21 protein-coding genes and 1 pseudogene are annotated in these 25,422 nt (G+C 29.4%); 17 read left to right on the plus strand and 5 right to left on the minus strand.

Going from position 1 to position 25,422, the window contains the following annotated elements:
• The first annotated feature begins 3 nt into the window (after positions 1 to 3).
• Positions 4 to 735: a hypothetical protein gene (locus E6771_RS00920; protein WP_316088944.1), complete on the plus strand. Its 732-nt coding sequence runs from the start codon at positions 4 to 6 to the stop codon at positions 733 to 735.
• 103 nt (positions 736 to 838) lie between these two features.
• On the opposite strand, the gene E6771_RS00925 is transcribed toward E6771_RS00920, so the two are convergent.
• From E6771_RS00925 to E6771_RS00935, 3 genes are read right to left on the minus strand one after another with little or no spacing between them, the layout of a single operon-like run.
• Positions 839 to 2,077: a nitrogenase component 1 gene (locus E6771_RS00925; RefSeq protein WP_316088946.1), complete on the minus strand. Its 1,239-nt coding sequence runs from the start codon at positions 2,075 to 2,077 to the stop codon at positions 839 to 841.
• Positions 2,064 to 3,395 (minus strand): nitrogenase component 1, encoded by a 1,332-nt coding sequence (locus E6771_RS00930; protein WP_316088947.1) that lies wholly within the window; start codon positions 3,393 to 3,395, stop codon positions 2,064 to 2,066. Before E6771_RS00930 ends, E6771_RS00925 begins: the two co-directional genes overlap by 14 nt.
• Before the next feature lie 24 nt (positions 3,396 to 3,419).
• A complete protein-coding gene (locus tag E6771_RS00935) occupies positions 3,420 to 4,181 on the minus strand; it encodes a nitrogenase iron protein NifH (RefSeq protein ID WP_316088950.1) in 762 nt (253 codons plus the stop codon).
• 463 nt (positions 4,182 to 4,644) lie between these two features.
• Between E6771_RS00935 and E6771_RS00940 the strand changes: the two genes are divergently transcribed.
• Positions 4,645 to 6,687 carry a TonB-dependent receptor gene (locus E6771_RS00940; RefSeq protein ID WP_316088952.1) on the plus strand — a complete coding sequence of 681 codons (2,043 nt, stop codon included), beginning with the start codon at positions 4,645 to 4,647 and terminating at the stop codon, positions 6,685 to 6,687.
• A 160-nt stretch (positions 6,688 to 6,847) separates the two neighbouring features.
• On the opposite strand, the gene E6771_RS00945 is transcribed toward E6771_RS00940, so the two are convergent.
• Complete coding sequence (locus E6771_RS00945; protein WP_316088953.1) at positions 6,848 to 7,984, minus strand: ROK family protein; 1,137 nt, start codon at positions 7,982 to 7,984, stop codon at positions 6,848 to 6,850.
• A gap of 284 nt (positions 7,985 to 8,268) precedes the next feature.
• Here E6771_RS00945 and E6771_RS00950 point away from each other — a divergent pair, with 284 nt between their 5' ends.
• From E6771_RS00950 to E6771_RS01020, 15 genes and pseudogenes are all read left to right on the plus strand, one after another.
• Positions 8,269 to 9,801: an AbgT family transporter gene (locus E6771_RS00950; protein WP_316088954.1), complete on the plus strand. Its 1,533-nt coding sequence runs from the start codon at positions 8,269 to 8,271 to the stop codon at positions 9,799 to 9,801.
• A gap of 24 nt (positions 9,802 to 9,825) precedes the next feature.
• Positions 9,826 to 11,007 carry a M20 family metallopeptidase gene (locus tag E6771_RS00955; RefSeq protein WP_316088956.1) on the plus strand — a complete coding sequence of 394 codons (1,182 nt, stop codon included), beginning with the start codon at positions 9,826 to 9,828 and terminating at the stop codon, positions 11,005 to 11,007.
• A gap of 140 nt (positions 11,008 to 11,147) precedes the next feature.
• Positions 11,148 to 11,285 carry a hypothetical protein gene (locus tag E6771_RS00960; protein WP_316088958.1) on the plus strand — a complete coding sequence of 46 codons (138 nt, stop codon included), beginning with the start codon at positions 11,148 to 11,150 and terminating at the stop codon, positions 11,283 to 11,285.
• Between the two features lie 207 nt (positions 11,286 to 11,492).
• Positions 11,493 to 11,642 (plus strand): hypothetical protein, encoded by a 150-nt coding sequence (locus tag E6771_RS00965; RefSeq protein ID WP_316088960.1) that lies wholly within the window; start codon positions 11,493 to 11,495, stop codon positions 11,640 to 11,642.
• Positions 11,643 to 11,849: 207 nt separating this feature from the next.
• Positions 11,850 to 12,032 (plus strand): hypothetical protein, encoded by a 183-nt coding sequence (locus E6771_RS00970; RefSeq protein ID WP_316088962.1) that lies wholly within the window; start codon positions 11,850 to 11,852, stop codon positions 12,030 to 12,032.
• A gap of 208 nt (positions 12,033 to 12,240) precedes the next feature.
• A complete protein-coding gene (locus tag E6771_RS00975; RefSeq protein WP_316088964.1) occupies positions 12,241 to 12,513 on the plus strand; it encodes a YtxH domain-containing protein in 273 nt (90 codons plus the stop codon).
• A 362-nt stretch (positions 12,514 to 12,875) separates the two neighbouring features.
• Positions 12,876 to 13,520, plus strand: a complete 645-nt coding sequence (locus E6771_RS00980; RefSeq protein ID WP_316088965.1) for a GntR family transcriptional regulator — start codon at positions 12,876 to 12,878, stop codon at positions 13,518 to 13,520.
• Between the two features lie 93 nt (positions 13,521 to 13,613).
• Positions 13,614 to 14,594, plus strand: coding sequence for a TAXI family TRAP transporter solute-binding subunit (locus E6771_RS00985; RefSeq protein WP_316088967.1), 981 nt, complete (start codon positions 13,614 to 13,616; stop codon positions 14,592 to 14,594).
• Positions 14,595 to 14,611: 17 nt separating this feature from the next.
• Entirely contained in the window at positions 14,612 to 16,498 is a 1,887-nt protein-coding gene (locus tag E6771_RS00990; protein ID WP_316088969.1) for a TRAP transporter fused permease subunit, read from the plus strand.
• Positions 16,488 to 17,447: a hydroxyacid dehydrogenase gene (locus E6771_RS00995; RefSeq protein WP_316088971.1), complete on the plus strand. Its 960-nt coding sequence runs from the start codon at positions 16,488 to 16,490 to the stop codon at positions 17,445 to 17,447. Before E6771_RS00990 ends, E6771_RS00995 begins: the two co-directional genes overlap by 11 nt.
• Before the next feature lie 456 nt (positions 17,448 to 17,903).
• The gene (locus E6771_RS01000) at positions 17,904 to 19,202 is read left to right on the plus strand and encodes a Na+/H+ antiporter family protein (protein ID WP_316088973.1); all 1,299 of its coding nucleotides are present in this window, start codon (positions 17,904 to 17,906) and stop codon (positions 19,200 to 19,202) included.
• 36 nt (positions 19,203 to 19,238) lie between these two features.
• A complete protein-coding gene (gene hutH / locus E6771_RS01005; RefSeq protein ID WP_316088975.1) occupies positions 19,239 to 20,774 on the plus strand; it encodes a histidine ammonia-lyase in 1,536 nt (511 codons plus the stop codon).
• Between the two features lie 11 nt (positions 20,775 to 20,785).
• Entirely contained in the window at positions 20,786 to 22,813 is a 2,028-nt protein-coding gene (locus tag E6771_RS01010; RefSeq protein WP_316088976.1) for a urocanate hydratase, read from the plus strand.
• A gap of 28 nt (positions 22,814 to 22,841) precedes the next feature.
• Positions 22,842 to 24,075: pseudogene (gene hutI / locus E6771_RS01015) on the plus strand (imidazolonepropionase).
• 308 nt (positions 24,076 to 24,383) lie between these two features.
• A complete protein-coding gene (locus E6771_RS01020; RefSeq protein ID WP_316088978.1) occupies positions 24,384 to 24,866 on the plus strand; it encodes a dual specificity protein phosphatase family protein in 483 nt (160 codons plus the stop codon).
• Positions 24,867 to 24,952: 86 nt separating this feature from the next.
• On the opposite strand, the gene E6771_RS01025 is transcribed toward E6771_RS01020, so the two are convergent.
• Positions 24,953 to 25,369 (minus strand): pyridoxamine 5'-phosphate oxidase family protein, encoded by a 417-nt coding sequence (locus E6771_RS01025; protein ID WP_316088981.1) that lies wholly within the window; start codon positions 25,367 to 25,369, stop codon positions 24,953 to 24,955.
• Positions 25,370 to 25,422 lie beyond the last annotated feature (53 nt).

A 25,422-nucleotide genomic window follows, 5' to 3' on the forward strand; every position in this document is an offset into this window, starting at 1 on the left:
TATATGAAGGATAAAGCTAAAGAAATAGTAAAAACAGAAGCAAAGCCAAGAAAGAAAGCTACAGCAAAGATAAATACTGATTCTAAAACTAAGAATAAAACAACTGAAAAAGTTAAAACTTCAACAAAGATGGGCAGGAAAAAAACTGTTACAGAGGAAAGAATATACAGAGCACTTGGGTGTCGTTTTACAGCAGCAGAATTTAAATATGTAGAAAAAATGATAAAAGAAGTTCTCCCTATATACAAAAATAAAAATAAAATGTTATTGGCACTTACAAGAGAATTTGTAAGTAGTCCTTTAAATGATGAAATATTAAATAAAAACAAAAAAATATTTCTAGGAAGATGGGCAACTATATTTGGAAGTTATGATATAAGAAAAGTATTAATAGTATATCTTCAACTGACAAAAAGACTTTTTATAGCACCAACAAGAAGGTTTAACAATTATCCTTTTATTGATCTTGAAATGCTGGACACAAAAGAGGAGAGAGTTGGAATTAGTGTTAAGATTGATAATGATTTAGTTGATTTGGATTTAGAAGCTATAGATAAAATGAAGAAAAAAATAAAGATATATTTATTTACAACTGATGAAGAAAAACAAGAATTTGGAGATAGGGATATAGAGTGTATTTTTTTAAAAGATGTTTTTGAGTTTATGGAAAAGTATCAATTTCTTCTGCCTTCTTCTATAGTAAAAAAGTTTAAACGTTTAAAAGAATTGGAATAATTAATATTAAAAATAAAAAGTTAATTATAGGGGTTATAAAAGTTGATTTACAGGTAAATATAGAAGGGGTTGAAAAACTAAACTTTTTCAACCCCTTCATACTTTATCTCATATTAGAAAGATATTCTCTTATTATTTCCATAAGATAATCTGTACCTCTTTCTCCCATAAACGGGAGATGTGTTGCTATCTGTGTTTTACTGGGATAAGGGAAACTTATACATACTTTAGTATTAGAATAGTTGCAAATATTTAAAGAAACTTCATCTCCGAATACAAGCTGGCCATTGATATCTTTAAGAGAATTAATTTTATCTTTTTCTTTTTTATAAGAAATTATATTTTCATCATCTGAATCAATATTTTTTAAGGAATGATTACAGATTTTTTTATCTATGATGAAAGCAAATTCCTTGCAAAAATCACTAAAGCCCTTTAGAGTATCATAGTCACCAATTATTGATGCTGTGGGCTGTATTCTCATCCGAGTTGCCATCATCATTCTAGACATATCTCTGATATCTTTTATTTTTTCCTCAAGCTGTTTTTTAAATGAAGCATCAATTTTTTTAGATAATAATTTAGATATTTTATCAGCCCATTCTAGTGTTCCATTATATCCATAAGGACATTGATATAGATACGGTGTGCCAAATTTTTCTTTTAGTAATTTTGCTGCAGGAAGAGCTTCTTTTCTAAGAACGATATTTATGGCAGCTTCTCCCATTTTTTTTAAATCTTCTATTTTGGCTTCAAGTCCAAGAACTACACCATTTTCCATATTAAAAGATCTTTTCATTAGATCTTTTATTTCCCATATATCTGATCTTATTCTATAAGATGCAGCTGAGGCTCCAAGAATATTATATTTGTCAGAATTTTTAAATGTATTTTCAGGAAGAGCAAATTCTTTGATAAATAATGTATATGTATTTTCAAGTCCAACAGTGTAATCACCACCAAATCCTCCATCATCAAAGCAGATAAGCTTTGCTTTTACCTTATCCTGCATATATGTGCAGACTCCTTTTATATCAGTTCCTATTACTGCAATTACAGCTGATGCAACTATAAATATAACTTCAGGATGATAACTTTCATCTACTTCAATAATTGCTTTTTCTAATCTTGAAACATCTCCCATAATTATATCATCTTCACTTATATGAGTAGTAAATAATGAATTTTCTAAATCTATATCAAAGGAACCATAAAATCCAGCACCAAAATGGGTAGTTCCTGCTGGACCATACTCTAAAACAACTGAATTTTTTATAGGCATTAAACTCCACATTACAGACATTCTATTTGATGGAGTAGGGTAAGTTCTACATAAGCTCATTTATATTTCCCCCTTTTAAGTTTTTTGAATTTTCATTAGCTTTTGAAATAGTTTCCAATACCATAGTGTTTACTTCAAATCCTAATATGTTATATGCATTAGTCAGCATAGCTGGGACTACTCCATATTTTCTCATTTCAGCTGAATTACCTGCTCCTATGCTTATATCAGGCTTCAATACACTATAAAGATATTTAAGTGGTCCTATATTGGCAGCTCTTGTTACAAAAGGGTCTGCTTTTTCAAGAATAATTTTTAAATGTGGATCATCTTCTGGTGGAATATCAGAAGTTTGAATCAAAATAGGATTAAGACCTAATTCAATCAAATATGAATGAAATTCATAAGTTGATAAAGCAGTATTTCCACTAAAATATTTTAAATTTTTAATAGAACTTTTTATATCTTTTTCTTTTTCTTTAGATAATTTATATAGAGTTTCTATTTCTTCTGGGAGAGGTTTTTCTAATAACTGAAATAATTCTTTATAGGAATTATAAATATTTTCAGGGGTTGACATTCTTTCAAACATTATATATGGAATACCAAATTTTTTCTTCATTTTTTTAGCAAGAGGAATTCCAATAGGATGAACTATGATATTTACTTTGGCAGAAGGAGCAGTTTTTATCTGCTCTAAAGTACAGTTGCCAGGTAGCTGAAGTCCTTTTGGAACTTCAGCTTCTTTTAATATTCTATATAGTTCTGATTTATTGAAATCACCAAGACGTTGGCCAAGAACATTGATACTTCCATTACACTCTTGTTTTTCCATAAGATTGATACATACAGTCATAGTATCTTGTATTCCAGGAAGATGATCATCAGTTTTAAAATTTTCTGCATGAACAACTTTTACAGGGAAATTATATTTTTCTTCAAAAACTTCAGCTAGAGAATCAATATCATCTCCAATGACTTCTACTACACAAGTGGTAACTAAAAAAACAGTTTTAGGTTGATATTCTTCTACTAATTCTTCAAATGCTTCCTCTAACTTTTCTTTACATCCAAAAGTAACGTCATGTCCATCTAAGATAAGAGATACTATATTTCCTTCTGCTCCACCAGAAGCACCTACAGCACCAGTCATACCAACACCACGCATTCTGCTGGTAGCCATTTTAGTATAGTAAGTACATTCATCAGGTCCTATGACCATCATTATTGCATCTTCTATTTCTTTTATTGTGAGCATAGCTCCCATCAGAGGACAGTGGTATCCTGGAAATAGTGCATTACTTAATGGTTCTACATCTTTAATTTTCTTTACATCTCTTAATTTTTTTAGGCTTTCAGCCATTTTTAATCCATCCATTATCTTATCTCCATTTTCTATATTTTAATATTCTTGAGCTAATACATATTCTGCCAATTGCTGATATACTTTTTGCATTTCTGATTGAGAGAATGCTTCAAATACAGTACCACCAATACTTTCTGCTTTTTGTATTTCAGGTGATCTAGGAATATATTGAACAATTTTTGTATCAATTTCCTTTACAGCTTCCTCTACAATAGCCACTTCATTTTCAATATTTTTAGAGTTTAATATAAGACCATTTAATTTAGCATAGCCACGTTTTCCAAAACCTCTGATTGCCATTGCTATGTTGTTAGCAGCATATAAAGACATCATTTCACCAGAACTAACTATATAAACTTCTCTGGCATAACCTCCTCTTATAGGCATTGCAAAACCTCCGCAAACAACATCTCCCAATACATCATAAATAACAATATCAGGTTTATATTTTTCAAAAGCTTCAAGCTCTTCCAGTTTTTCAAAAGCAGAGATTATACCTCTTCCAGCACAACCTACACCAGGAGTGGGACCTCCTGCCTCAACACATAGAACTCCCCCGAATCCTTCATATACTATATCTTCCAGTTCTAAATCTTCCCCTTTTTCTTTTATCATTTCTAAAACTGTTGGAATTCTTTTTCCCTTCATAAGATTTTTAGTTGAATCTGATTTTGGATCACATCCTATCTGCATTACTTTTTTCCCCATTATAGCAAGAGCTGCTGATAAATTAGATGTTGTAGTAGACTTTCCTATTCCTCCTTTTCCATATATTGCTATCTTCCTCATATTGTTCATCTTCAATTACTCCTTTTTGTTTTTTAATAATGATTACTCTAATATTATACCTCACTAAAAATATTTTATAAAGCGAAATATTTTTAAATTAAACTATAAATTTTTTATCATGTGAATGAAGAAAAGTCAAGTATAGAAAGAATGATTTATAAATAAAATTTGTATTACTATATTAAATTCTTTATTTCATAAATTTTTTTAAAGTAATAAAGTGAGGTTAGAATAAGAAAAATTAATTAATAAAAAATTTAAAATTATTTTATATTATTTGATTGTAAAATAAATTTTTTTTAAAAAATATTATGTTTGTATAGAATAATTTATATGCTTTATAAATAAAAATATTTGATTATCAAATTTTTATTGACACGAAATAAATATGTTGATATAATTCTTTCGTAAAAGACTCATAAGTTTATAAAAATAAGAACAGGAGAAAATGATTATGAATAAGGGGAAAATTTTGTTATTTAGTTTTATAATATCAGCATTGGCACATGGGGAAGATACAGCAGTAAAACTTGATAGAACTGTAATAAAATCTGCTACAGGGTTTTCAACAAATTTAAGAGATATTGCCAGTACACCTAAGATAATAACTTCAGAAGAGATAGAAAATAAACAATATTCTACAATAGATGAAGTTTTAAAAGATACTCCAGGGGTAGATATAATCTATGACAGTAAGGGTAAACCAATAGTAAGTCTTAGAGGACAGGGATATGATTCAAGCAGTAACTATAGAGCTGAAAATAATGTAAAAATTATGATTGATGGAATATCTTGTGATACTTTAGACACTAAATTTGGAGGAACACCTATAAGTTCAATACCAATGTCAACCATTGAAAGAATAGAGGTTATACCAGGTGGAGGAGCAGTATTATATGGAAGTGGAACTGTTGGAGGAATTATTAATGTTATAACTAAAAATCAGACAGGAACAAGAGGAAATGTTGACTATAAATATGGAGATGCATCAGGTCATTTGACAAGTGTGAACGCAGGACATACAATAGGGAAATTTGATATTGATTTAACATATTCGAAAGAAGATGGAAAGGGATATAGAGCTCATGATGAAACAGATGCAGATTCATTTTTAGGAAAGTTAAGATATGATATTTCTGATACTCAAAAATTAGAATTTAAATATACCAAAATTTCAGAAAAAAATAAATATCCAGATGCTTTAACTGGAGCTCAATTAGAAGAAGATAGAACTCAGAGTGGAATAGATACAATATCACCAAATTTATATAAAACAGATACAAAAGAATATGTTTTGAGTTACCAAAATAAATTAACCAATAACTTTGAGTTTGATATTACAGGGTATAAAAAATATATGGATACAGATAATTATACATTAAGTATGGGAACTATCAGTAATAGTATATCAGAAAATAAGAAAACTGGAATTAAAACAAAAGGAAAATATACATATGGAAATGGAAGTTCTTTAATATTAGGAATAGAATATACAAAAGATGAAATGTATAAAAGTGGTTCAACTTCATATGATTTAAGTAAGAAAACAATAGGAGTATTTGCATTAAATAATTATAAAATAAAAGATAATATTGATTTCATATCTGGGATCAGATATGAAAAGGCAGATTATAAGGTTAATAGATATTCAGCTGGAAAAAAAGTAGCAGATATATTTCCAACAGAAGACGAATTTGCTTATGAATTAGGTATAAATTATCTCTATTCTGAAACAGGAAATATGTATTTCAAGTATGAAAGGGCATTTTTACTTCCTCCAGTTATGACATTAACAAATAAAACCCAAGAATCTATAACTTCTAGTGGAACAATAATACCTGAAGCATACTATTATAATAATATAAAACCAGAGCATTCAGATACCTTTGAAATCGGAGTAAAAGATTTTGTGGGGGATACATTTTTAAGTGCAGTAGTTTATTATACAATAACTAAAGATGAAATAACAGGATCACAGCCTTTTTATACTAAACCAAGTGGTGGAATGGGAGTATATATAGATAATTATAATATTGGAGAAACTGTAAGAAAAGGAATAGAATTTTCAGCTGTTCATAATTTGGGAAAACTTGATTTAAGAGGAAGCTATAATTATGTTGATGCAGAAATTAAAAAAGGGAGATACAGCAGATTAATATTAGATGATACAAAAATGACTAATGTAGTGCCTCATAAATTTACTATAGGAGCAGATTATAGAATTACAGATAAAATACTGATAATGGGAGATATTACATATAATGCTGGTATATATACTTCAAATACTACAACAAAATTAGGAGTAAGCAGAGGTAGACAGAATGAATATACAATAGCTAACTTGAAACTAAAATATGAAGTTTATAGTGGATTGAATTTATATGCAGGAATTAATAATCTATTTAATGAAAAATATTATGATTCAATAACTCAAAATTCATTAGATTATAATGATTTTTACTATAGTCCAGCTCCTGAAAGAAATTATTATATAGGGATAAGTTATAGTTTTTAATAAGTAAAATTAATGAATGAGAGGAGCAGTGAAAAATGAAAATATAATATACTTAATATATTAGTCTTTTTAAGAGGCTCTCCAAAACTTTTTGAAATTATGGAAGTTCTTTATAATCAATTAAAAAAATAAAAGCTGCTTGTAAGCAGCTTTTAATATTTTAAAATAATGAGTCTACTATTGGAAATATAGCAGCACCTATAAGACTAGAATTTTCTTCAAAAGAAGAGAAAATTATAGTTTCTTTTCCACGGTAGAAAATATGGTCATTATATATTTCTTCTAAAAGTTTTTGTTTAATATATTTTTGTTGATGACATATTTTACCTGAAATTATAAGTTTTTCTGGATTGGAAAAGAACAACAAGTTTTTAATACCAATAGCAAGGTATTTTATATATTCATCTAACATCTTTTTACCTTCTTTAGTTTTCAAATATTCATCTTGAAAAATATTTTCATATTTCTTTATTTTTTTAAACACTTTATGAAATTCTTCAACTAAAGCTTGATTTGAAACATACTCTCCCCAGCAGCCTTTTGAACCACAATCACATACTTTTCCTTCTGAATTTACAATCATATGATGCATTCTTCCTGCTTTAAAATGAAAATCATTTTGGTTCTTTTCTCTAGTAAAAGAACTTATTCCAACATAATTGTTAATAGTAAGAGCTGTAAAATTTGATAAAAGTGAATTTTCGCTTAAAAAAGCTTCAGCAATTGCAGAAAGATTTGATTCATTTTCTACAAGAACAGGAATATCAAATCTTTTCTTAATTTTTTCAATTATAGAAATATCAGTTTTATTTTTAGAATTAAATTCTATAAATTTTTCTTCCTCATTTACTATCCCAGGAACAGATATTCCTATTCCAATAATACTTTTAAAAACAGATTTAGATAGTCTGCTTAAAAAGAATTCTAATTCTTCCATTAAGGCATCTGTAATAGAAATACTACCTTTTTGAATTGTTTTAGAATGTTTTTTAATAACAATACCTTTAGCATTTGTAAGTATAAGTTTAATTTTTTCCTCTGAAATCTGCACCCCTACAGAATGGCAGAAAAAATCATTAAAGGAGTATTCTCTGGCTTTTCTTCCTACTCCACTACCTACCTTTTCTTCTTCAACTATGATATTTTTTTCCAGAAAAAAAGTTATTATTCTTTTTACTGTAGGAAAACTCATATCCATTTTTTCAGCAACTTCATTGATAACAAAATTGTGATTAGAGTTGAAAACATATTCAAAGATTTTGTTTTCATTGTTCTCTTTAATGTTTTTTTGATACATAACGACTCCCCCTTTATATTCCCCCGATAAAATAACTATAATTTATTATATAATATTTGTTCGTAAAAACAAAACAATAGTTTTTAAATTTATCATTTTATTTTAAAAATGGATTTTATAATAGAAAATCAAAGTTATATATTTAATATATTTGAGTTTTTTTTGTTTGAATAGTATATTCTAAAATATGATAAAAATATTTCAAAAGAATATTTTTTAAAAATAAAATTGTATATTTTCTGAGGAAAATATTTGAAATTTTGGGCATCAAGGAGGAAAAATAGATGGGGAAGATTGAACAGAAAGGAAAGAATATTAATGTAAAAAATATGACTACACTGGATAAAATTTTAAATTGCTTTGAAATACTTGGAAATAAGCTTCCAGATCCAGTATCTATATTTTTAATATTGTGTATAGCAATATTGATAATATCTTTTGTCTGCAGTAAGGCTGGAATTGCAGTTGAACACCCACTTACACATAATATTATAACTGCTGAAAATCTGCTAAGCAAAGGAAACTTAAAACAGATACTTATGAGTATGGTAACAGTATTTCAAACATATCCACCTTTAGGTGTAGTATTGGTAGCAATGATAGGAATAGGGCTTGCAGATAAAAGTGGATTTTTAGAATGCCTTCTTACTGTTGTAGTAAAAAAGGTACCAAGTAATTTAATATATTTTACAGTTGTAATAATGGGGCTGATATTTACAGGAATAGGAGATGCAGGATTTATAGTGCTTCCCCCTTTAGCAGCTTTAATATTTCTTAATCTTGGAAAAAATCCAATTGTTGGAATGTTGCTTTCATTTGCAGGGGCAGCGATAGGTTTTTGTTCAGGATTATTTGTAAGCTTGAATGATATATTACTTACATCATTTACTATACCAGCAGCTCAACTTTTGTCATCAACTTTTACTAAGAGTCCAGCTATGACTCTTTATTTCAATATAACAAATTCAGTACTTCAGATATTTGTTATAGCATGGGTAACAGTTAAATTTGTAGAACCAAGATTTCCTGCTCCTGAGAAAAAATCAGGAGAAAGCGAAGGGAAAGAAATGCTGGAAGTTGAAAGAAAAGGACTTAGGTATGCAGGAATTTCTTTCTTAATATATATGGTATTGATTATATTTTTAGCAGTTGGAAAAGGAGCTTTTTTGAAAGATGATGCAGGTTCTCTTGTATCAACTAAATCTCCATTGATGGCTGGACTTATTCCTATAATGGCACTTGCATTTTTTATACCTGGTCTTGTTTTTGGAAAAATTACTGGAAAAATTAAAAATGATAAAGATGTTGTAAAAATGATATCACAGACTTTGGGAGAAATGGGGGGATATATATTTATAGTTTTTGTTTCGGCTCAATTTTTAAGTCTTTTTTCTAAAAGTAATCTAGGAATAATTATGGCAATAAAAGGAGCTGATGGAATAAGAGGATTAGGACTTGAAGGAATGCCATTATTAGTAGCATATATTTTTTTAGTTGCCTTTATAAATATATTTATAGGAAGTGCATCAGCTAAATGGGCTATTCTTTCTCCAGTGTTTGTTCCAATGTTCATGTTGTTAGGTTATGATCCTTCATTAACACAGATGGCATATAGAATAGGAGATGCCTCTACAAATATGCTTTCTCCATTGTTTCCATATCTTCCATTAGTATTAGCAGTGGCGAGAAAATATGACAAAAATTTTGGTATAGGAACTCTAATTGCAAATATGATTCCTTATTCACTAATAACACTCATAGCAAGTATTCTTCTTCTTACAGTGTTTTTTACTTGTGGGCTTCCATTTGGATTGTAATATAAAATATCAGGAGGAAATATTATGAAAGAAAAAATTGAACAACTGGCAGAAAAACATTTAGAAAGAATAATGGAAGTAAGAAGAGAACTTCATAGGTTTCCAGAGTTGGGATTTAAAGAGTTTAAAACAGCAGAGATAATAAAAAAGGAATTAGACAGAATAGGGATTCCATATGAGAGTGAAATAGCTGTAACAGGTATAGTAGGTCTTATAAAAGGAAAAAAAGAGGGAAAAACAGTTCTGTTGAGAGCAGATATAGATGCATTGCCTATTGATGAGGAAAGCAGATGTGAATTTAAATCTGAAATAGAAGGGAATATGCATGCCTGTGGTCATGATGGACATGCAGCAGGGCTTTTGGGAGCAGCAATGATTTTAAATGAGTTGAAAGATGAAATAGCAGGTAATATAAAACTTGTATTTCAGCCAGCAGAGGAAGGACCAGGAGGAGCTGATCCTATGATTAAAGCTGGAATACTTGAAAATCCAAAAGTAGATGCAGCATTTGGATGCCATATATGGCCAGCATATAAAACTGGGCAGATATTAGTGAAAGATGGAGATATGATGTCACATACAACATCTTTTGATATAATGATACAAGGTGTAGGAGGACATGGATCGCAGCCAGAAAAAACTGTAGATCCAATTATAATAGGAAGTCAGATAGTAACAAATTTTCAAAATATAATAAGCAGAAATATATCTACACTTAAACCTGCTGTTTTATCATGCTGCAGTATAAAGGCAGGAGAAACATATAATGTAATTCCAGATAAGCTGACTATAAAAGGAACTATAAGGACATTTGATGAAGAGTTGACAAATGAGATTGTAGAGAGAATGGAGTGTATTATAAAAGGTATTACAAACTCTTATGGAGCCTCTTATATATTTGATGTAAATAGAATGTATCCTGCAGTAAAAAATAATCACGAGATGTTTGAATTTTCAAAAGCAACATTAGAAAAAGTTGTAGGAGAAAAAAATGTAATAGTAATGGAAGAACCTCTTATGGGATCAGAAGATTTTTCATATTTTGGGAAAAAAGTTCCTTCTAATTTTTTTCTAGTAGGAGTAAGAGATACTCAAGAAGATATTGAATCTATGCTTCATCATCCCAAATTATTATGGAATGAAAAAGATTTAAAGATAAGTGCAAAAGCTCTTTCACAACTGGCAGTAGATTTTTTGAATAAATAGAACAAATTAAGATATAAATGAAGAGAACCTGAAATTGTGTGTGGTTCTCTTTTTTTATAGTTAAGAAATAAATATAAAAAAAGGAAAAATGGGTTGGATTTAGAAAAATACTAATAATCAAAGAAATGGAGGTGAAAATTATGAAAAAAGTAGATGATAATTTAAAAGAAGTAAAAAAACCAGTAAAAGAAACTAAAAATGATTTAAAAGAAACAACAAAAGAAAAAGGTAAAGATATAAAAGAAGGAGAAGGACATCTTAAAAAAGGTGTAAAATAAAAATATTTAAAGATAAATATTAAAATCCTTTCACAACTGACAGCAGATTTTTTAAATAAGATAAAATATATTAAATTGTAAATAAAAAGATAACTTAGAGTTATTATAAAATCCTCTTTTTTATATCTAAGAAATAAATATAAAAAAAAGGAAAGATAAGTTGGATTTAGAAATATATTAATAATCAAATACAAGGAGGTGAAAATTATGAAAAAAGTAGATGATAATTTAAAAGAAGTAAAAAAACCAGTAAAAGAAACTAAAGATGATTTAAAAGAAACAACAAAAGAAAAAGGTTCTGAAAAGAAAAAAGATATGAAAGAAGGAGACGGACATCTTAAAAAAGGTGTAAAATAAAAAATATTTAAAGATAAATATTAAAATCCCTTCACAATTAGTAGCAGATTTTTTAAATAAAATAGAATAAATTAAACTGAAAATAAAGAGAGAACTTAGAATTATTATAAAATCCTCTTTTTTATATCTAAGAAATGAATATAAAAAAGGGGAAGAAGAGTTGGATTTAGAAATATATTAATAACCAAATACAAGGAGGTGAAAATTATGAAAAAAGCAGAAGATAATTTAAAAGAAGTAAAAAAACCAGTAAAAGAGACTAAAGATGACTTAAAAGAAACAACAAAAGAAACAACAAAAGAAAAAGGTAAAGATATGAAAGAAGGAGACGGACATCTTAAAAAAGATGTGAAAGAGGGAGATGGACATCTTAAAAAAGATATGAAATAAAAAATATTTAAAGATAAGTACAAAATCCTTTTCACAATTGGCAGAAGATTTTTTAAATAAAATAGAATAAATTAAGTTTTAAATAAAGAGAGAACTTAGAATTGTTATAAAGTTCTCTCTTTTTATATCTAAGAAATAAATATAAAAAAAGGAAAGATGAATTGGATTTAGAAATAAATTAGTAATCAAAAACATGGAGGTATGAATTATGAGAAAAGTAGATGATGATTTAAAAGAAGTAAAAAATTCAGTAAAAGAGACTAAAGATGATTTAAAAGAAGCAACAAAAGAAAAAATTTCTGAAAAGAAAGAAGATGTGAAAGGAGGAAGTGAGCGTTTCAAAGAAGATGTAAAAAATACTGCTGAAGAAATAAAAGAAGATGTGAAAGAAAAAACTGAAAAAGTAAAAAATGCTGTGAAAGATAAAGTAGAAGAAGGTAAAGAAAAATTAAAAGAAATAAAAGAAGTTATAAAAAAATAAAATAGCAAAAAAGAAGGAGTCTTTCCTAAAGGCTCTTTCTTTTTTTGTTGAAAGTAAAATAATTAGAAATATAGTTAAATAGAATTAAATATAAAAATATTTTTCTTGATTTTAAAAGAAAATATTGATTTTTTATAAAGCTATATTTAATTAAGGAATGATTTAAATTTTTTGTTATATATAATATATTTTAATTTATAATTTTAGTATAAGGAATATATTTATAAAATTTAAATTATGGTACAATTTGCTAAAATAGTTAATATCGTTTTACAATAAGTAAACTTGTACTGATTATAGATAAAATTATATAAAAATTATGTTATAACAGTAATTTCAAAATATTTAAAGGAGTGATAATAGTGGGAGAAGAGAATTTTCAAACCGCATCTGATATAGCTTATAGAATAATTTCGCAAAAAATTCTGGATGGTGAGTTTTTTCCTGGAATGAAATTATCAAGAAGAAAAATGGCTGAAACAGCTGGAGTTAGTGTAATACCAGTAATTGAAGCTTTAAAAAAATTAGAAGAAAATTATTTAGTTGAATCAAAACCTCAGTGGGGTTCTTATGTAATTATCCCCACTAAAGAAAAGATTATAGAAAATTACCAATTGAGAGAAGCAATAGAGTGCCAATCAGCAAGAATATTATCTAAAACTATGACTAAAGAACAGTATGAGCAACTCATGTTGATTGCTACTGAATTAGATACAATACCTTATACAGAAGAAACAGTTTTTGACAGCAGAAATTCACATATATTATTTCATGCAAAACTTACAGAATTTACAGGAAATAGTTTATTGATAAATACTTTAAAAAAAATAAATATGTTTTGGATTTTATGTAAAGCAATAGGAACAAATGCCCCCAAAGCTATTTATCCGAGATATTGGCATAGATATTTAATAGATACTATTGCAAAAGGAAATCCTGATGAATCAGAAAAACTAATGAGAATGCATGTAAATGATTCATTAGATTTAATAATAGCAAATTTATAAAAAATTGTTAAATAAATATAATAGTTATTTTCTTTTGTTTTATCACAAGTGTTATAACAGTTATATTACAAAAATAAAAAATGGAGGTATTTTATGAAGAACTTTAAAATTTCAAAGGTTATTGGTAGCTTTATCTTGTTATTATTATTAGGAATTTCTACATATGCAGCTGGAGTAAAATATATTTCTATTGCAACTTCAAGCGCAGGGGGAGCTTTTTCTATCATAGGAACAGCAATGTCTGATATTATAAATAAAAATGATCCAAATATTTCTGCGAATATAGAAATAACTGGAGGTTCTTCAGAAAATATTTTGCTGGCTAGAAATAAGAATGTAGAATTGGCTATGACTGCATCAGATGTATTAGCTCTTGCATTAGAAGGAAAAGGAAGTTTTGAAGGTAAAAAAATAGAAAAAGATGATTTAAGAGGTGTAATGGGTGGACATATGACAACATTACAAGTATATACATTAAGAGATGGGAAAATAAAAAGCATTAAAGATCTAAAAGGAAAAAAAGTAGCTGTGGGACCTGCAGGAAGTGTAGCTGGAGATGCAATGAAAACAATAATGGATGTTTATGGATATGAGATAAACAAAGACTGGAAACCAGAATATTTATCTCATAGTGATGGAGCGGAAGCCTTAACTGATGGAAATGTAGATGCAGTATGTATAATGAGTACTTTACCTGCTTCTCCAGTTACAACAGCATCAGCCTCAAAACCTATTCGTTTGTTAGGACTAGAAAAAGAATATTTTGATAAAATAATGGCAGAATGTCCATATTATATTCCTGCTAAAATAAATGCTAATGTATACAATGGGCAAAGTGAAGAAGTAGAATATACTTTTGGAAGTGCAAGTGTTTTAATAACTTATAAAGATATGCCGGAAGAAGATATTTATAATATGGCAAAGGCTCTTTTTGAAAATAATGATTTATTAGTAGCTGCTTATCCTCAATGTAATGAATGGAATATTGAAAATGCTACTAGAGGGTTAGAAGGATTAATAGAAATGCATCCAGGAGTTATAAGATACTTAAAAGAAAAAGGGGTTATGAATTAAGATAAAAGGAGTGTAAAATGGAGGGGAAAAGTAAAAATAATCAACTTAGTAAAAATATATTTTTTATAATAGGGTTGGCATTAGCATTATTTCATATATATACTTCATATTTTGGAGCATTACCATCATATCAGCATAGAGTGGTGCATCTAGCACTTAGTATGATGTTAGTACCATTGTGTTATAACTTTTTTAATATGAAGAATGAAAAAATAAAAAATATATTTTCTGTTGGAATAATTACTATAGTATCAATTATAGGATTATATTCATATTCTATAGCAGATATTATGTGGAAATCAAGTGGAACTATGTCTAGTTTAGAAATTATTTTAGCAACAGTTCTTTTAGCTCTGTTACTTTTCTTTACATGGAAAACAGTTGGAGCAGCAATGCCTATAATAGCTATTTTATGCGTTTTATATGCATTGTTTGGACCTAATCTTCCTAGAAGTATTGCTCACAGAGGATATACATGGATGAGAATTACAGAGGTTTTATTTAAAGGAACAAATGGAATATTTAGTACTCCTTTAGGAGTTTCGTCTATATATGTATCTATCTTTGTAATATTTGCTGGGATTCTTGAGGCTTCTGGAGCAGGAGATATATTTATAAGATTAACTCAAGCACTTCTTGGTGGATTTAGAGGTGGACCAGCAAAAGTTGCTGTAGTTGCCAGCAGCTTATTTGGAACAATTTCAGGAAGTGCTGTAGCGAATGTTGTAGGGACAGGATCTTTTACTATTCCATTGATGAAAAAAAGTGGATTTGATTCAGAATTTTCAGGTGCTGTAGAAACTGCCGCTTCCAGTGGAGGACAGCTTATGCCACCAGTTATGGGAGCAGCAGCCTTTATTATGGCTGATTATATTGGTTCTTATCAAGAAGTATTAACAGCTGCTATAATTCCAGCAATATTATTTTATGTAGCATTATTCATAATGATTGATTTAGAAGCATTAAAAAAAGATTTGAGGGGACAAAAAAAAGAAGAATTGCCTAATTTTATGGAAGAATTAAAAAAGGGGTGGCTTTTACTTATGCCATTAGTTCTGTTAGTATTTTTATTAGTTGGAGTAAGATATTCAGCACAGAAATCAGCTTTCTTTTCTATAATCTTTTTAATTATAATAATGCTGGTGTATCCAGGAAAGAAAAGATCTATATCCGAAATATTACATCTTATTGCCAGTTCATCAAAAGGAATGATTAGTGTTGCTCTTACAACAGGTACAGCAGGGATAATAGTTGGAATGCTTATGCTAACAGGAATAGGATATAAATTGTCTTCTCTTCTTATAAGTTTATCTCAAGGGAATGTTATGTTATTACTTATTCTTACTATGTTGACTTCTGTAATATTAGGAATGGGAATGCCTACATCAGCAGCTTATGTTTTATTGGCAACTTTGATTGTACCTGCTTTGGAAAATCTTGGAATAGCTAAAATTGCTGCTCATTTCTTTGTATTTTACTTTGGTATTATGGCGAATGTCACTCCGCCAGTAGCAGTAGCAGCTTATACAGCAGCAGGGATTGCTAAAGGTGACGCTATGAAAACAGGATTTGTAGCATGGCGTCTCAGTTTAGCTGGTTTTTTAATGCCTTTTATGTTTTGCATGAATCCAGCATTACTTGGAAAAGGAACAAATGGAGAAATTCTTCTTGCTATAATAAGTGCTTTAATAGGTGCTTATGGTTTGGCAACAGCAGTTCAAAGATATTTTAAAGGAAATTTATCTTGGCCAAAAACAATAATTGTTCTTTTGGGGAGCATTTCTACAATGATGCCAGGAGTAAAATCGGATATATTTGGACTTATCTGTTTAGGAGCAATATATATTCTTCAAATAATAAAATCTAAAAAGAGTTATAATGAGGGAGAAATAGATGTCATATAAAATATTGATACCACAAGCAGTGGCAAAAGAAGGAATTGAATTATTAAAAAGTTATGGATTTGAAATAAAAAATGGCTCAGGAGCAAAAGAGGAAGATTTGATAAAAGATGTGGTAGATTGTGATGCAATTTTATTAAGAACAGCTCCTTGTACAGAAGCAGTACTGAAAGCTGGTAAAAAATTAAAAATTGTAGCAAGACATGGTGCTGGTTATAATAATGTTGATTTAGAAGCAGCAGCTAGATTTGGGATATGGGTAACTAATGCCCCAGATTCTACTACTAATACAGTGGCAGAGTTTGTATTGGGGGCTATTCTAGCAATTTCTAAAAGAATATTTTTAATGAATAGAAAAATCAAAGAAGGAGATTTTTTCTATAAAAATACTCATAAAGGAATGGATTTAATTGGAAAAAAATTGGGAATAGTAGGTTTTGGACGTATAGGGAGAAGGGTAGCCCAAAAATCTTTTTATGGATTGGAAATGGAAATTCTTACATATGATCCTTATTTGAAAAAAGAAGATTGTCCTGATTATGTAACTATTTGTAATTGGGAAAACATATTTGAAGAAGCTGATATCATATCTTTACACATGCCGCTTATGAAAGAAAATATAGGTTGTATTGGGATAAAAGAATTTAGTAATATGAAGGAATCTGCTTATCTTATAAACTGTGCTCGTGGTGAAGTAATAAATGAAAAAGAACTTATCTTAGCATTGAATGAAAAATTAATTGCTGGAGCATTTATAGATGTATTTGAACAGGAACCTCCTGAAAATAATAATCCATTGCTTTCAATGGATAATGTAATTGTAACCCCTCATATGGCATCTAACACAGAAGAATGTATGATACTCATGGCAGTACAGGCAGCTTCAGAAATTATAAAAGTTTTGTCAAATGAAAAACCAAGTTGGCCAGTGAATAATCCAATAATAAAATAAGTAATGAAATATGGATAGAGATAAGTCTCTATCCATATTTATATTACAGAATTTTTACTAATATTTTCTATAATTATTTTATTATTATGAATAAAAATAAAATTTAATGTACTAATAAAGAAATTAAAAAATAGAAATAAAACATATTATAAAAAATGTATATTAAATTATATATTTATTATATTAGACTTTTAATAAATTAATATGCTAATCTGTTGTTATATAAAATATTATTAAAATGTTTTTAATAATTGTCAAAAAAAATAAAAAAGAATTATTTTTTTATTTTAGTTTATTATTAAAATGATTTTAACAATAGAGAAAAAATTTTTACCAAAAACCTAGGTTTAAGTTTTATTTTATGTCGCGATATCATAAAATAACAGGAAAAATTGATATTTCATCAAGATTATTCTAACATGTAAAATAAAATTTTATAACTTAGGAGGTTTTTTTATGCTGCTTAATCCAGTAATATTATCAGTTTTGACTATGATAATTCTTTGTTTATTCAAATTAAATGTAATTTTTTCTATACTTATTGCAGCTTTAATAGCAGGAATAACTTCTGGGATTGGGATGCCTGGAACTATGAAGATTTTAATAAGTGGAATGGGAGGAAACTCTGAAACTGCACTCAGTTATCTCTTGCTTGGAACATTAGCAGTAGCTATAAACAGTACAGGAGTAGCAAGTATAATATCTAAAAAAATAGCAGGAATAGTAGGTGGAAGAAAACAGATTCTCCTTTTATTAATAGCAGGATTGGCTTGTTTTTCACAAAATCTTATACCAGTCCATATAGCATTTATTCCTATATTGATTCCACCATTATTAAAGTTAATGAACAAGTTAAAGCTAGATAGAAGAGCAATGGCATGTTCATTGACATTTGGACTAAAAACTCCATATGTAGTTTTACCAGTAGGATTTGGATTGATATTTCATACAATAGTAAAAGATCAAATATCAGCCAATGGTTATAATATAGAACTCAGTGAAGTATGGAAATCCACTTGGATATTAGGATTGGCTATGTTTATAGGAGTACTTACAGCAATATTTATCACTTATAGAAAAGATAGAGAATACAAAGATCTTCCTTTAAAAGGTATGGAAGAAGTAGAGAGTGAAAAGATGGAAAAGAAACACTGGATAACATTGATTGCAGCATTAACAGCTTTTGGGATACAGTTATATAGCGGCTCTCTTCCATTAGGAGCTTTAGCAGCCCTTGGAATAATGATAATTTTTAAAGTAATAAAATGGAATGAATTAGATAATGTTTTAAATGATGGCTTGCTTATAATGGGATTGATAGCATTTATTATGCTTGTAGCAGCAGGATATGGAAGAGTAATTAGAGAAACAGGAGCTATAGAAACTCTTGTGACAGGAGTAGTTGGAATATGTGGAGGAAGTAAAATAATTGCCTCTTTAGCAATGCTTATAGTAGGTCTTTTTATTACAATGGGAATTGGGACATCTTTTGGAACTGTACCTATACTTGCAACTATTTATGTTCCTCTTACAATAGAAATGGGATATTCTCCAGCTGCAATGATAGTTCTGATTACAGCAGCTTCCATAATAGGCGATGCAGGATCACCAGCTTCAGATTCAACATTGGGACCAACATCAGGATTAAATGCAGATGGGCAGCATGAACATATAAAAAATACTTGTATAGCAACGTTTATACATTTCTGTATACCATTATTTATAGCAGGATTTATAGGAAGTTTAATATTTTAAAAAATAGATATAAAATAACTTAGGAGGCGATTTTTAATGAGATTGAGAATAGGGGACAGAAGACTTACATTAGAAGATCTGATTAATGTTACAAGAAAAGGTTATGAGGTAGTAATATCAGAAGAAGCATATAAAAGAGTAGCAGAAGCCAGAGCGCTTGTAGATAGATATGTAAAAGAAAAAAAGGTATCCTATGGAATTACTACAGGATTTGGAAAATTTTCAGATACAGTTATTTCAGAAGAAGAAACAGGATTGCTTCAAAAAAATCTTATAATGAGTCATTCATGTGGTGTAGGAAACCCGCTTCCAGTAGATATGGCAAAGGGAATAATGCTTCTTAGAGTAGTAAATTTATCCAAAGGGCATTCAGGAGTAAGAAAAATAATTTTAGATACATTGGTAGATATGCTTAATAAGGATGTAACTCCATTTATTCCAGAAAAAGGATCATTAGGAGCTTCAGGAGATTTAGCCCCTTTATCACATATGGTATTGGTAATGTTAGGGATGGGAAAAGCTTATGTAAATGGAGAGCTTTTGAATGGGGCAGAAGCCATGAAAAAAGCTGGAGTATCTATTCTTGATGAACTTTCTTCTAAAGAAGGATTAGCACTTATTAATGGAACACAAGTAATGACATCAATTGGAGCTCATGTAACATATGATGCAATTAATCTTATGAAACATCTGGATATTGCAGGAGCTCTTACAATGGAAGCTTTAAATGGAATAACTTGTGCATTTGATCCTAGAGTTCATGAAGTGAGAGGGCATCAAGGTCAGATAAAAACAGCTGAAAATTTCAGAAATATCCTTAAAGAAAGTAAATGTACAACTAGACAGGGAGAAATGAGAACACAGGATCCATATACATTGAGATGCATTCCGCAAATACATGGAGCAAGTAAGGATGCACTTGAATTTATAAGAGAGAAAGTTGAAATAGAAATGGATGCAGTAACTGATAATCCAATAATTTTCTGTGATACAGATGATGTTATTTCAGGAGGAAATTTTCATGGACAGCCTATGGCACTTCCATTTGATTTTTTAGGAATAGCAATATCAGAAATGGCAAATGTTTCTGAAAGAAGAATAGAAAGACTTGTAAATCCAAGCTTAAATTGTGGGCTTCCAGCATTTTTAGTTGAAAATGGAGGAGTTAATTCTGGATTTATGATAGTTCAATATAGTGCAGCTTCTCTTGTATCAGAAAATAAAGTTTTAGCTCATCCTGCTTCAGTAGATTCTATACCATCTTCAGCAAATCAAGAAGATCATGTATCTATGGGAACTATAGCAGCCAGAAAAGCAGGAGAGATATTAAAAAATGCAAGAAAAGTAATAGCTATGGAAATTTTGTCAGCTTGTCAGGGAATAGACCTTAAAAAAATAAATAAAAATCTTGGACTTGGAACTGAAAAAGCATATACAGCAGTAAGAGAAGTAGTATCATATTATGATAAAGACAGGGTTATGAATATTGATATCAACACTGTAGAAGCATTAATAGAAAAAAACAGTATAGTTGAAAATGTAGAAAAAGTTATTGGAGAATTAAAAATATAGGGGGATATAAAATGATAAACAAAGACATATTTAATGCAATGACAATAAAACTGGCAGCTCAAGATATACCAGAAAAAATGCCTGAAATGGATCCAAAAATAAGAAGGGCACCAAAGAGGGTAGTGTATCTGGAAAAAGATGAAATTGAATTAGCTCTAAAAAATGCTTTAAGATATATACCAGAAGAATATCATGAAAAACTGGCACCAGAATTTTTAAATGAATTAATGGAGCACGGAAGAATATATGGGTATAGATTCAGACCAGAAGGAAGAATATATGGGAAGCCTATTGATGAATACAGAGGAAAATGTGGAGAGGCTAAAGCTATGCAGGTAATGATAGATAATAATCTTGATTTTGAAATAGCTCTTTACCCTTATGAGTTAGTTACTTATGGGGAAACGGGACAAATATGTCAAAACTGGATGCAGTATCTGCTTATAAAAAAATATCTTGAAAACCTTACTCAAGATCAGACTTTAGTAGTAGCCTCAGGACATCCTACAGGATTATTCAGATCAAATCCATATGCACCAAGAGCGATAATAACTAATGCACTTATGGTGGGAGCATTTGATGACTATGATAACTGGGCAAGAGCAGCAGCTATTGGAGTAGCTAATTATGGGCAAATGACAGCTGGTGGCTGGATGTACATAGGACCACAAGGAATAGTACATGGGACTTATTCCACAATACTTAATGCAGCAAGACTTTTTTGTGGAGTAGCAAAAGATGGAGATCTTGCAGGAAAGATATTTGTTACTTCTGGGTTAGGAGGAATGAGTGGAGCTCAAGGAAAAGCTACTGTAATAGCTAAAGGGGTAGGAATAGTAGCAGAAGTAGATATTTCAAGAATTCATACAAGGATTGAACAGGGATGGATAGATAAAATAGCTTGGACTCCAGAAGAGGCATTTTCTATTGCAAAAGAGAAACAAGAAGCTAAAGTTCCATATGCAATAGCTTTTCATGGAAATATTGTAGACCTTTTAGAATATGCTGATAAAAATAATAAACATATAGACCTTCTTTCAGATCAGACATCATGTCATGCTGTATATGATGGAGGATACTGTCCAGCAGGAATAACTTTTGAAGAAAGAACAAGATTGCTGGCAGAAGATAGAGAAACTTTTAATAAACTTATAGATGAAACATTAAGAAGACATTATGAAGTTATAAAAAAACTAACATCTAAAGGAGTATATTTTTTTGATTATGGAAATAGTTTCCTTAAATCTATTTATGATATAGGAATTAAAGAAATATCTAAAAATGGAAGAAATGATAAAGGTGGCTTTATATTTCCTTCATATGTAGAGGATATTTTAGGGCCAGAACTATTTGATTATGGATATGGACCTTTTAGATGGGTGTGTTTGTCTGGTAAAAAAGAAGATTTATTAAAAACTGATCATGCAGCACTTGAACTTGTTGACCCAGAGAGAAGATATCAGGACAGAGATAATTATATGTGGATAAAAGATGCTGATAAAAATGGACTTGTAGTGGGAACACAGGCCAGAATATTTTATCAGGATGCAATGAGCAGAACAAGAGTAGCTTTAAAATTTAATGAGATGGTGAGAAATGGTGAGATAGGGCCAGTAATGCTTGGAAGAGATCATCATGATGTATCTGGAACAGATTCACCATTTAGAGAAACTTCAAATATAAAAGATGGAAGCAACATAATGGCAGATATGGCAACTCAATGTTTTGCTGGTAATGCAGCAAGAGGAATGACTATGATAGCTCTTCACAATGGAGGAGGGGTAGGAATAGGAAAATCTATTAATGGTGGATTTGGAATGGTTCTTGATGGAAGCCACAGAGTTGATGAAATACTAATGCAGGCTATGCCTTGGGATGTAATGGGGGGAGTAGCCAGAAGAGCATGGGCTAGAAATCCTCATTCAATAGAAACAGTTATTGAATATAATAATGATAATAAAGGAACAGATCATATTACACTTCCTTACATTGCTGATGATGACTTGATTAAAAAACTTGTTGCTGAAAAAATAAAATAAATAAAAATTATACATGGTGGAGGAGCAGATGACAGCAGACTTAATATTATATAATATTGGAATATTAGTAACTTCCAAAGAATTAGATAGGGTAAATTTTGATAATGGAATGGAAAATATAGAGATATTAAAAAATGCTTATCTAGCTGTAGCAGATGGAAAAATACTTCAGATTGGAACTGGAAATATACCTGAAAGTTTAAAATCAGAATGGACAAAGTTTGTGGATGTGGAAAAAAAAGTAGTTACTCCTGGAATTATAGATTCACACACACATCTTGTGCATTATGGCTCTAGAGAAAATGAACTTTCCTTAAAATTAAAGGGAGTGCCTTATCTTGAAATACTTAGAAATGGTGGAGGAATACTTAGTACAGTAAGAGCTACAAGAAAAGCTACAAGATATGAGCTTTTTGATAAAGCATATGAAGTATTAGATAGAATGCTTTGTTTTGGAGTAACTACAGTAGAATCTAAAAGTGGGTATGGACTTGATTTAGAAAATGAAATAAAACAGCTGGAAGTAAATAAGAGATTGGATGAAAAACATCCTATTGATATAGTTTCTACATTTATGGGGGCTCATGCTATACCAGAGGAATTTAAAGGAAACTCAAAAGGTTATATTGAAGAAATAATAAAAATGCTTCCTATAATAAAAGAAAAAAAACTTGCAGAATTTTGTGATATATTTTGTGAAGATGAGGTTTTTTCAGTAAAAGAGAGCAGAAAAATATTAAATGAAGCTAAGAAATATGGATATATGTTGAAGATACATGCTGATGAAATAGTATCTCTTGGGGGTGGTGAACTTGCAGGGGAAGTAGGAGCAGTGTCTTCAGAACATCTTATGGCAGTAAGCGATGAAGGAATTAAAAGTCTAAAAGAAAATGGAGTAATAGCTGATATCCTGCCAGCTACTTCATTTAATCTTGGGAAATCTTATGCACCTGTGAGAAAAATGATAAATGAAGGAGTAGACATTGCTATATCTACTGATTATAATCCAGGTTCATGTCCTACTGAAAATATGCAGTTGGTAATGCAGATATGCTCTTCGCAGCTGCGAATGACCCCAGCTGAAATATTTAAGGCAGTAACTCTAAATGGAGCAAGAGCTGTGAAAAGAGAAAATAATATAGGAAGTCTTGAAGTAGGAAAAAAAGCTGATTTTGTAATATTTGATACAGATAAATCATGTAAAAGATGTTTATAAAAATGGAAAACAGGTAGTAAAAAATAAACATATCTGTTATAAATAAAAAATATTAAAATAAAAGAGGATGGAGAAAAGCAGAATTTAATATCTGTTTTGTATTCCATCCTCTTTATAGTTGAAAGATAAAGATTTGAAAAAAGAGGAAAATCTGCTATATTAAAAGTAAATAAGAAATGTCTATATACTAATTATGGAAAGGAAAGATAAATGAAAATTAATATTTTAAAAAAATCTTATAAAGTAAAAAGGATTTCTCTGATTGTTACATTATTTTTTAGTTTATTTATTTTGAGTAACTGTTCATCTCAAGAAATAAATAAAATAGAAAAACCTCAACAGTGGGGGATCCCTTTGGAAGTAGAAGGACTGGATAATTTTCATAAAGTTTCAGAAAATCTTTTTCGTTCAGCTCAGCCTACAAGAGAGGGGATGAAAAAAGCAGAAGAATTAGGGATTGGAACAGTAATATCTTTACGTTCTAAACAGAAAGATATAGAATTAGCTGAAAATACTGATTTAAAGCTTATACATGTAAGTATGAGAGCATGGAATCCTAGATATGAAGATGCAGTAAAAGTTATGCAGTTTTTAAATCCAGATAATTTATCTACAAATGAAAAACCAATATTAATACATTGCTATCATGGAGCAGATCGAACAGGAATGATGGTTGCTTTGTATCGGATGGTATATCAAAATTGGGAAAGAGAAGAAGCTCTGTCTGAAATGTTAAATGGAGGATATGGATATCATTCAATGTGGAAAGATATAGTTACTTTTATAAAAGAAGTGGATATAGAACAATTAAAAAAAGACAGCCAGATAAATAAATAATTTTTATTATAGAAATTATCTTTTTAAAAAATATTGAAGAGAAGATAAAAAATTTAATAAATATTTTAAATCTTCTCTTTTTTATTTTATAGAGTTATTTTGTGTTCATCATAATTTATTGTAATAGTAGCTTCTTTAAAAGATATTTCATATATGATAAGTTTGTCCTCAAAATTATCTATTATTTCTTTATAATCAGGGACTTTTTCACAAACGACCTGTTTGAAGTCAGACATAGGTAAATCACTCTTTTTAACTATTCCAGAATTTGTACGTGCATATTTTATATTCTCTCTTGGAATAGTTGTAAAAGATACTTTATTATTTTTTTCAAATTCTTTTGTTTTGACTTCGTCTTTAAAACTGCTAAAATATAGAATATTTTTATCTGGCCAGAAATAAAAACTGACTATTCTTACATTTGGTATGTCATTTACACTTGTAGCTAAAGCAATATCACTTTGTTTCTCCATTATTTCATAAAACTCTTTAAGCAAATCCATTTTTTACCTCCATAAATATTTGTTTCAATAGATCTATTGTTACTTAAGTATAA

The sequence above is a fragment of the Fusobacterium sp. genome (assembly GCF_032477075.1).
Classification (GTDB): Bacteria; Fusobacteriota; Fusobacteriia; order Fusobacteriales; family Fusobacteriaceae; genus Fusobacterium_A.

Coding starts and splice junctions, on each gene's coding strand:
- E6771_RS00975 (WP_316088964.1), top strand. CDS start 12,241: ATGAGAAAAGTAGATGATGATTTAAAAGAAGTAAAAAATTCAGTAAAA.
- E6771_RS00985 (WP_316088967.1), top strand. CDS start 13,614: ATGAAGAACTTTAAAATTTCAAAGGTTATTGGTAGCTTTATCTTGTTA.
- E6771_RS00925 (WP_316088946.1), bottom strand. CDS start 2,077: ATGAGCTTATGTAGAACTTACCCTACTCCATCAAATAGAATGTCTGTA.
- E6771_RS00920 (WP_316088944.1), top strand. CDS start 4: ATGAAGGATAAAGCTAAAGAAATAGTAAAAACAGAAGCAAAGCCAAGA.
- E6771_RS00970 (WP_316088962.1), top strand. CDS start 11,850: ATGAAAAAAGCAGAAGATAATTTAAAAGAAGTAAAAAAACCAGTAAAA.
- E6771_RS00935 (WP_316088950.1), bottom strand. CDS start 4,181: ATGAACAATATGAGGAAGATAGCAATATATGGAAAAGGAGGAATAGGA.
- E6771_RS01000 (WP_316088973.1), top strand. CDS start 17,904: ATGCTGCTTAATCCAGTAATATTATCAGTTTTGACTATGATAATTCTT.
- E6771_RS00990 (WP_316088969.1), top strand. CDS start 14,612: ATGGAGGGGAAAAGTAAAAATAATCAACTTAGTAAAAATATATTTTTT.
- E6771_RS00995 (WP_316088971.1), top strand. CDS start 16,488: ATGTCATATAAAATATTGATACCACAAGCAGTGGCAAAAGAAGGAATT.
- E6771_RS01010 (WP_316088976.1), top strand. CDS start 20,786: ATGATAAACAAAGACATATTTAATGCAATGACAATAAAACTGGCAGCT.
- E6771_RS01025 (WP_316088981.1), bottom strand. CDS start 25,369: ATGGATTTGCTTAAAGAGTTTTATGAAATAATGGAGAAACAAAGTGAT.
- hutH (WP_316088975.1), top strand. CDS start 19,239: ATGAGATTGAGAATAGGGGACAGAAGACTTACATTAGAAGATCTGATT.
- E6771_RS00960 (WP_316088958.1), top strand. CDS start 11,148: ATGAAAAAAGTAGATGATAATTTAAAAGAAGTAAAAAAACCAGTAAAA.
- E6771_RS00930 (WP_316088947.1), bottom strand. CDS start 3,395: ATGGATGGATTAAAAATGGCTGAAAGCCTAAAAAAATTAAGAGATGTA.
- E6771_RS00950 (WP_316088954.1), top strand. CDS start 8,269: ATGGGGAAGATTGAACAGAAAGGAAAGAATATTAATGTAAAAAATATG.
- E6771_RS00955 (WP_316088956.1), top strand. CDS start 9,826: ATGAAAGAAAAAATTGAACAACTGGCAGAAAAACATTTAGAAAGAATA.
- E6771_RS00965 (WP_316088960.1), top strand. CDS start 11,493: ATGAAAAAAGTAGATGATAATTTAAAAGAAGTAAAAAAACCAGTAAAA.
- E6771_RS00945 (WP_316088953.1), bottom strand. CDS start 7,984: ATGTATCAAAAAAACATTAAAGAGAACAATGAAAACAAAATCTTTGAA.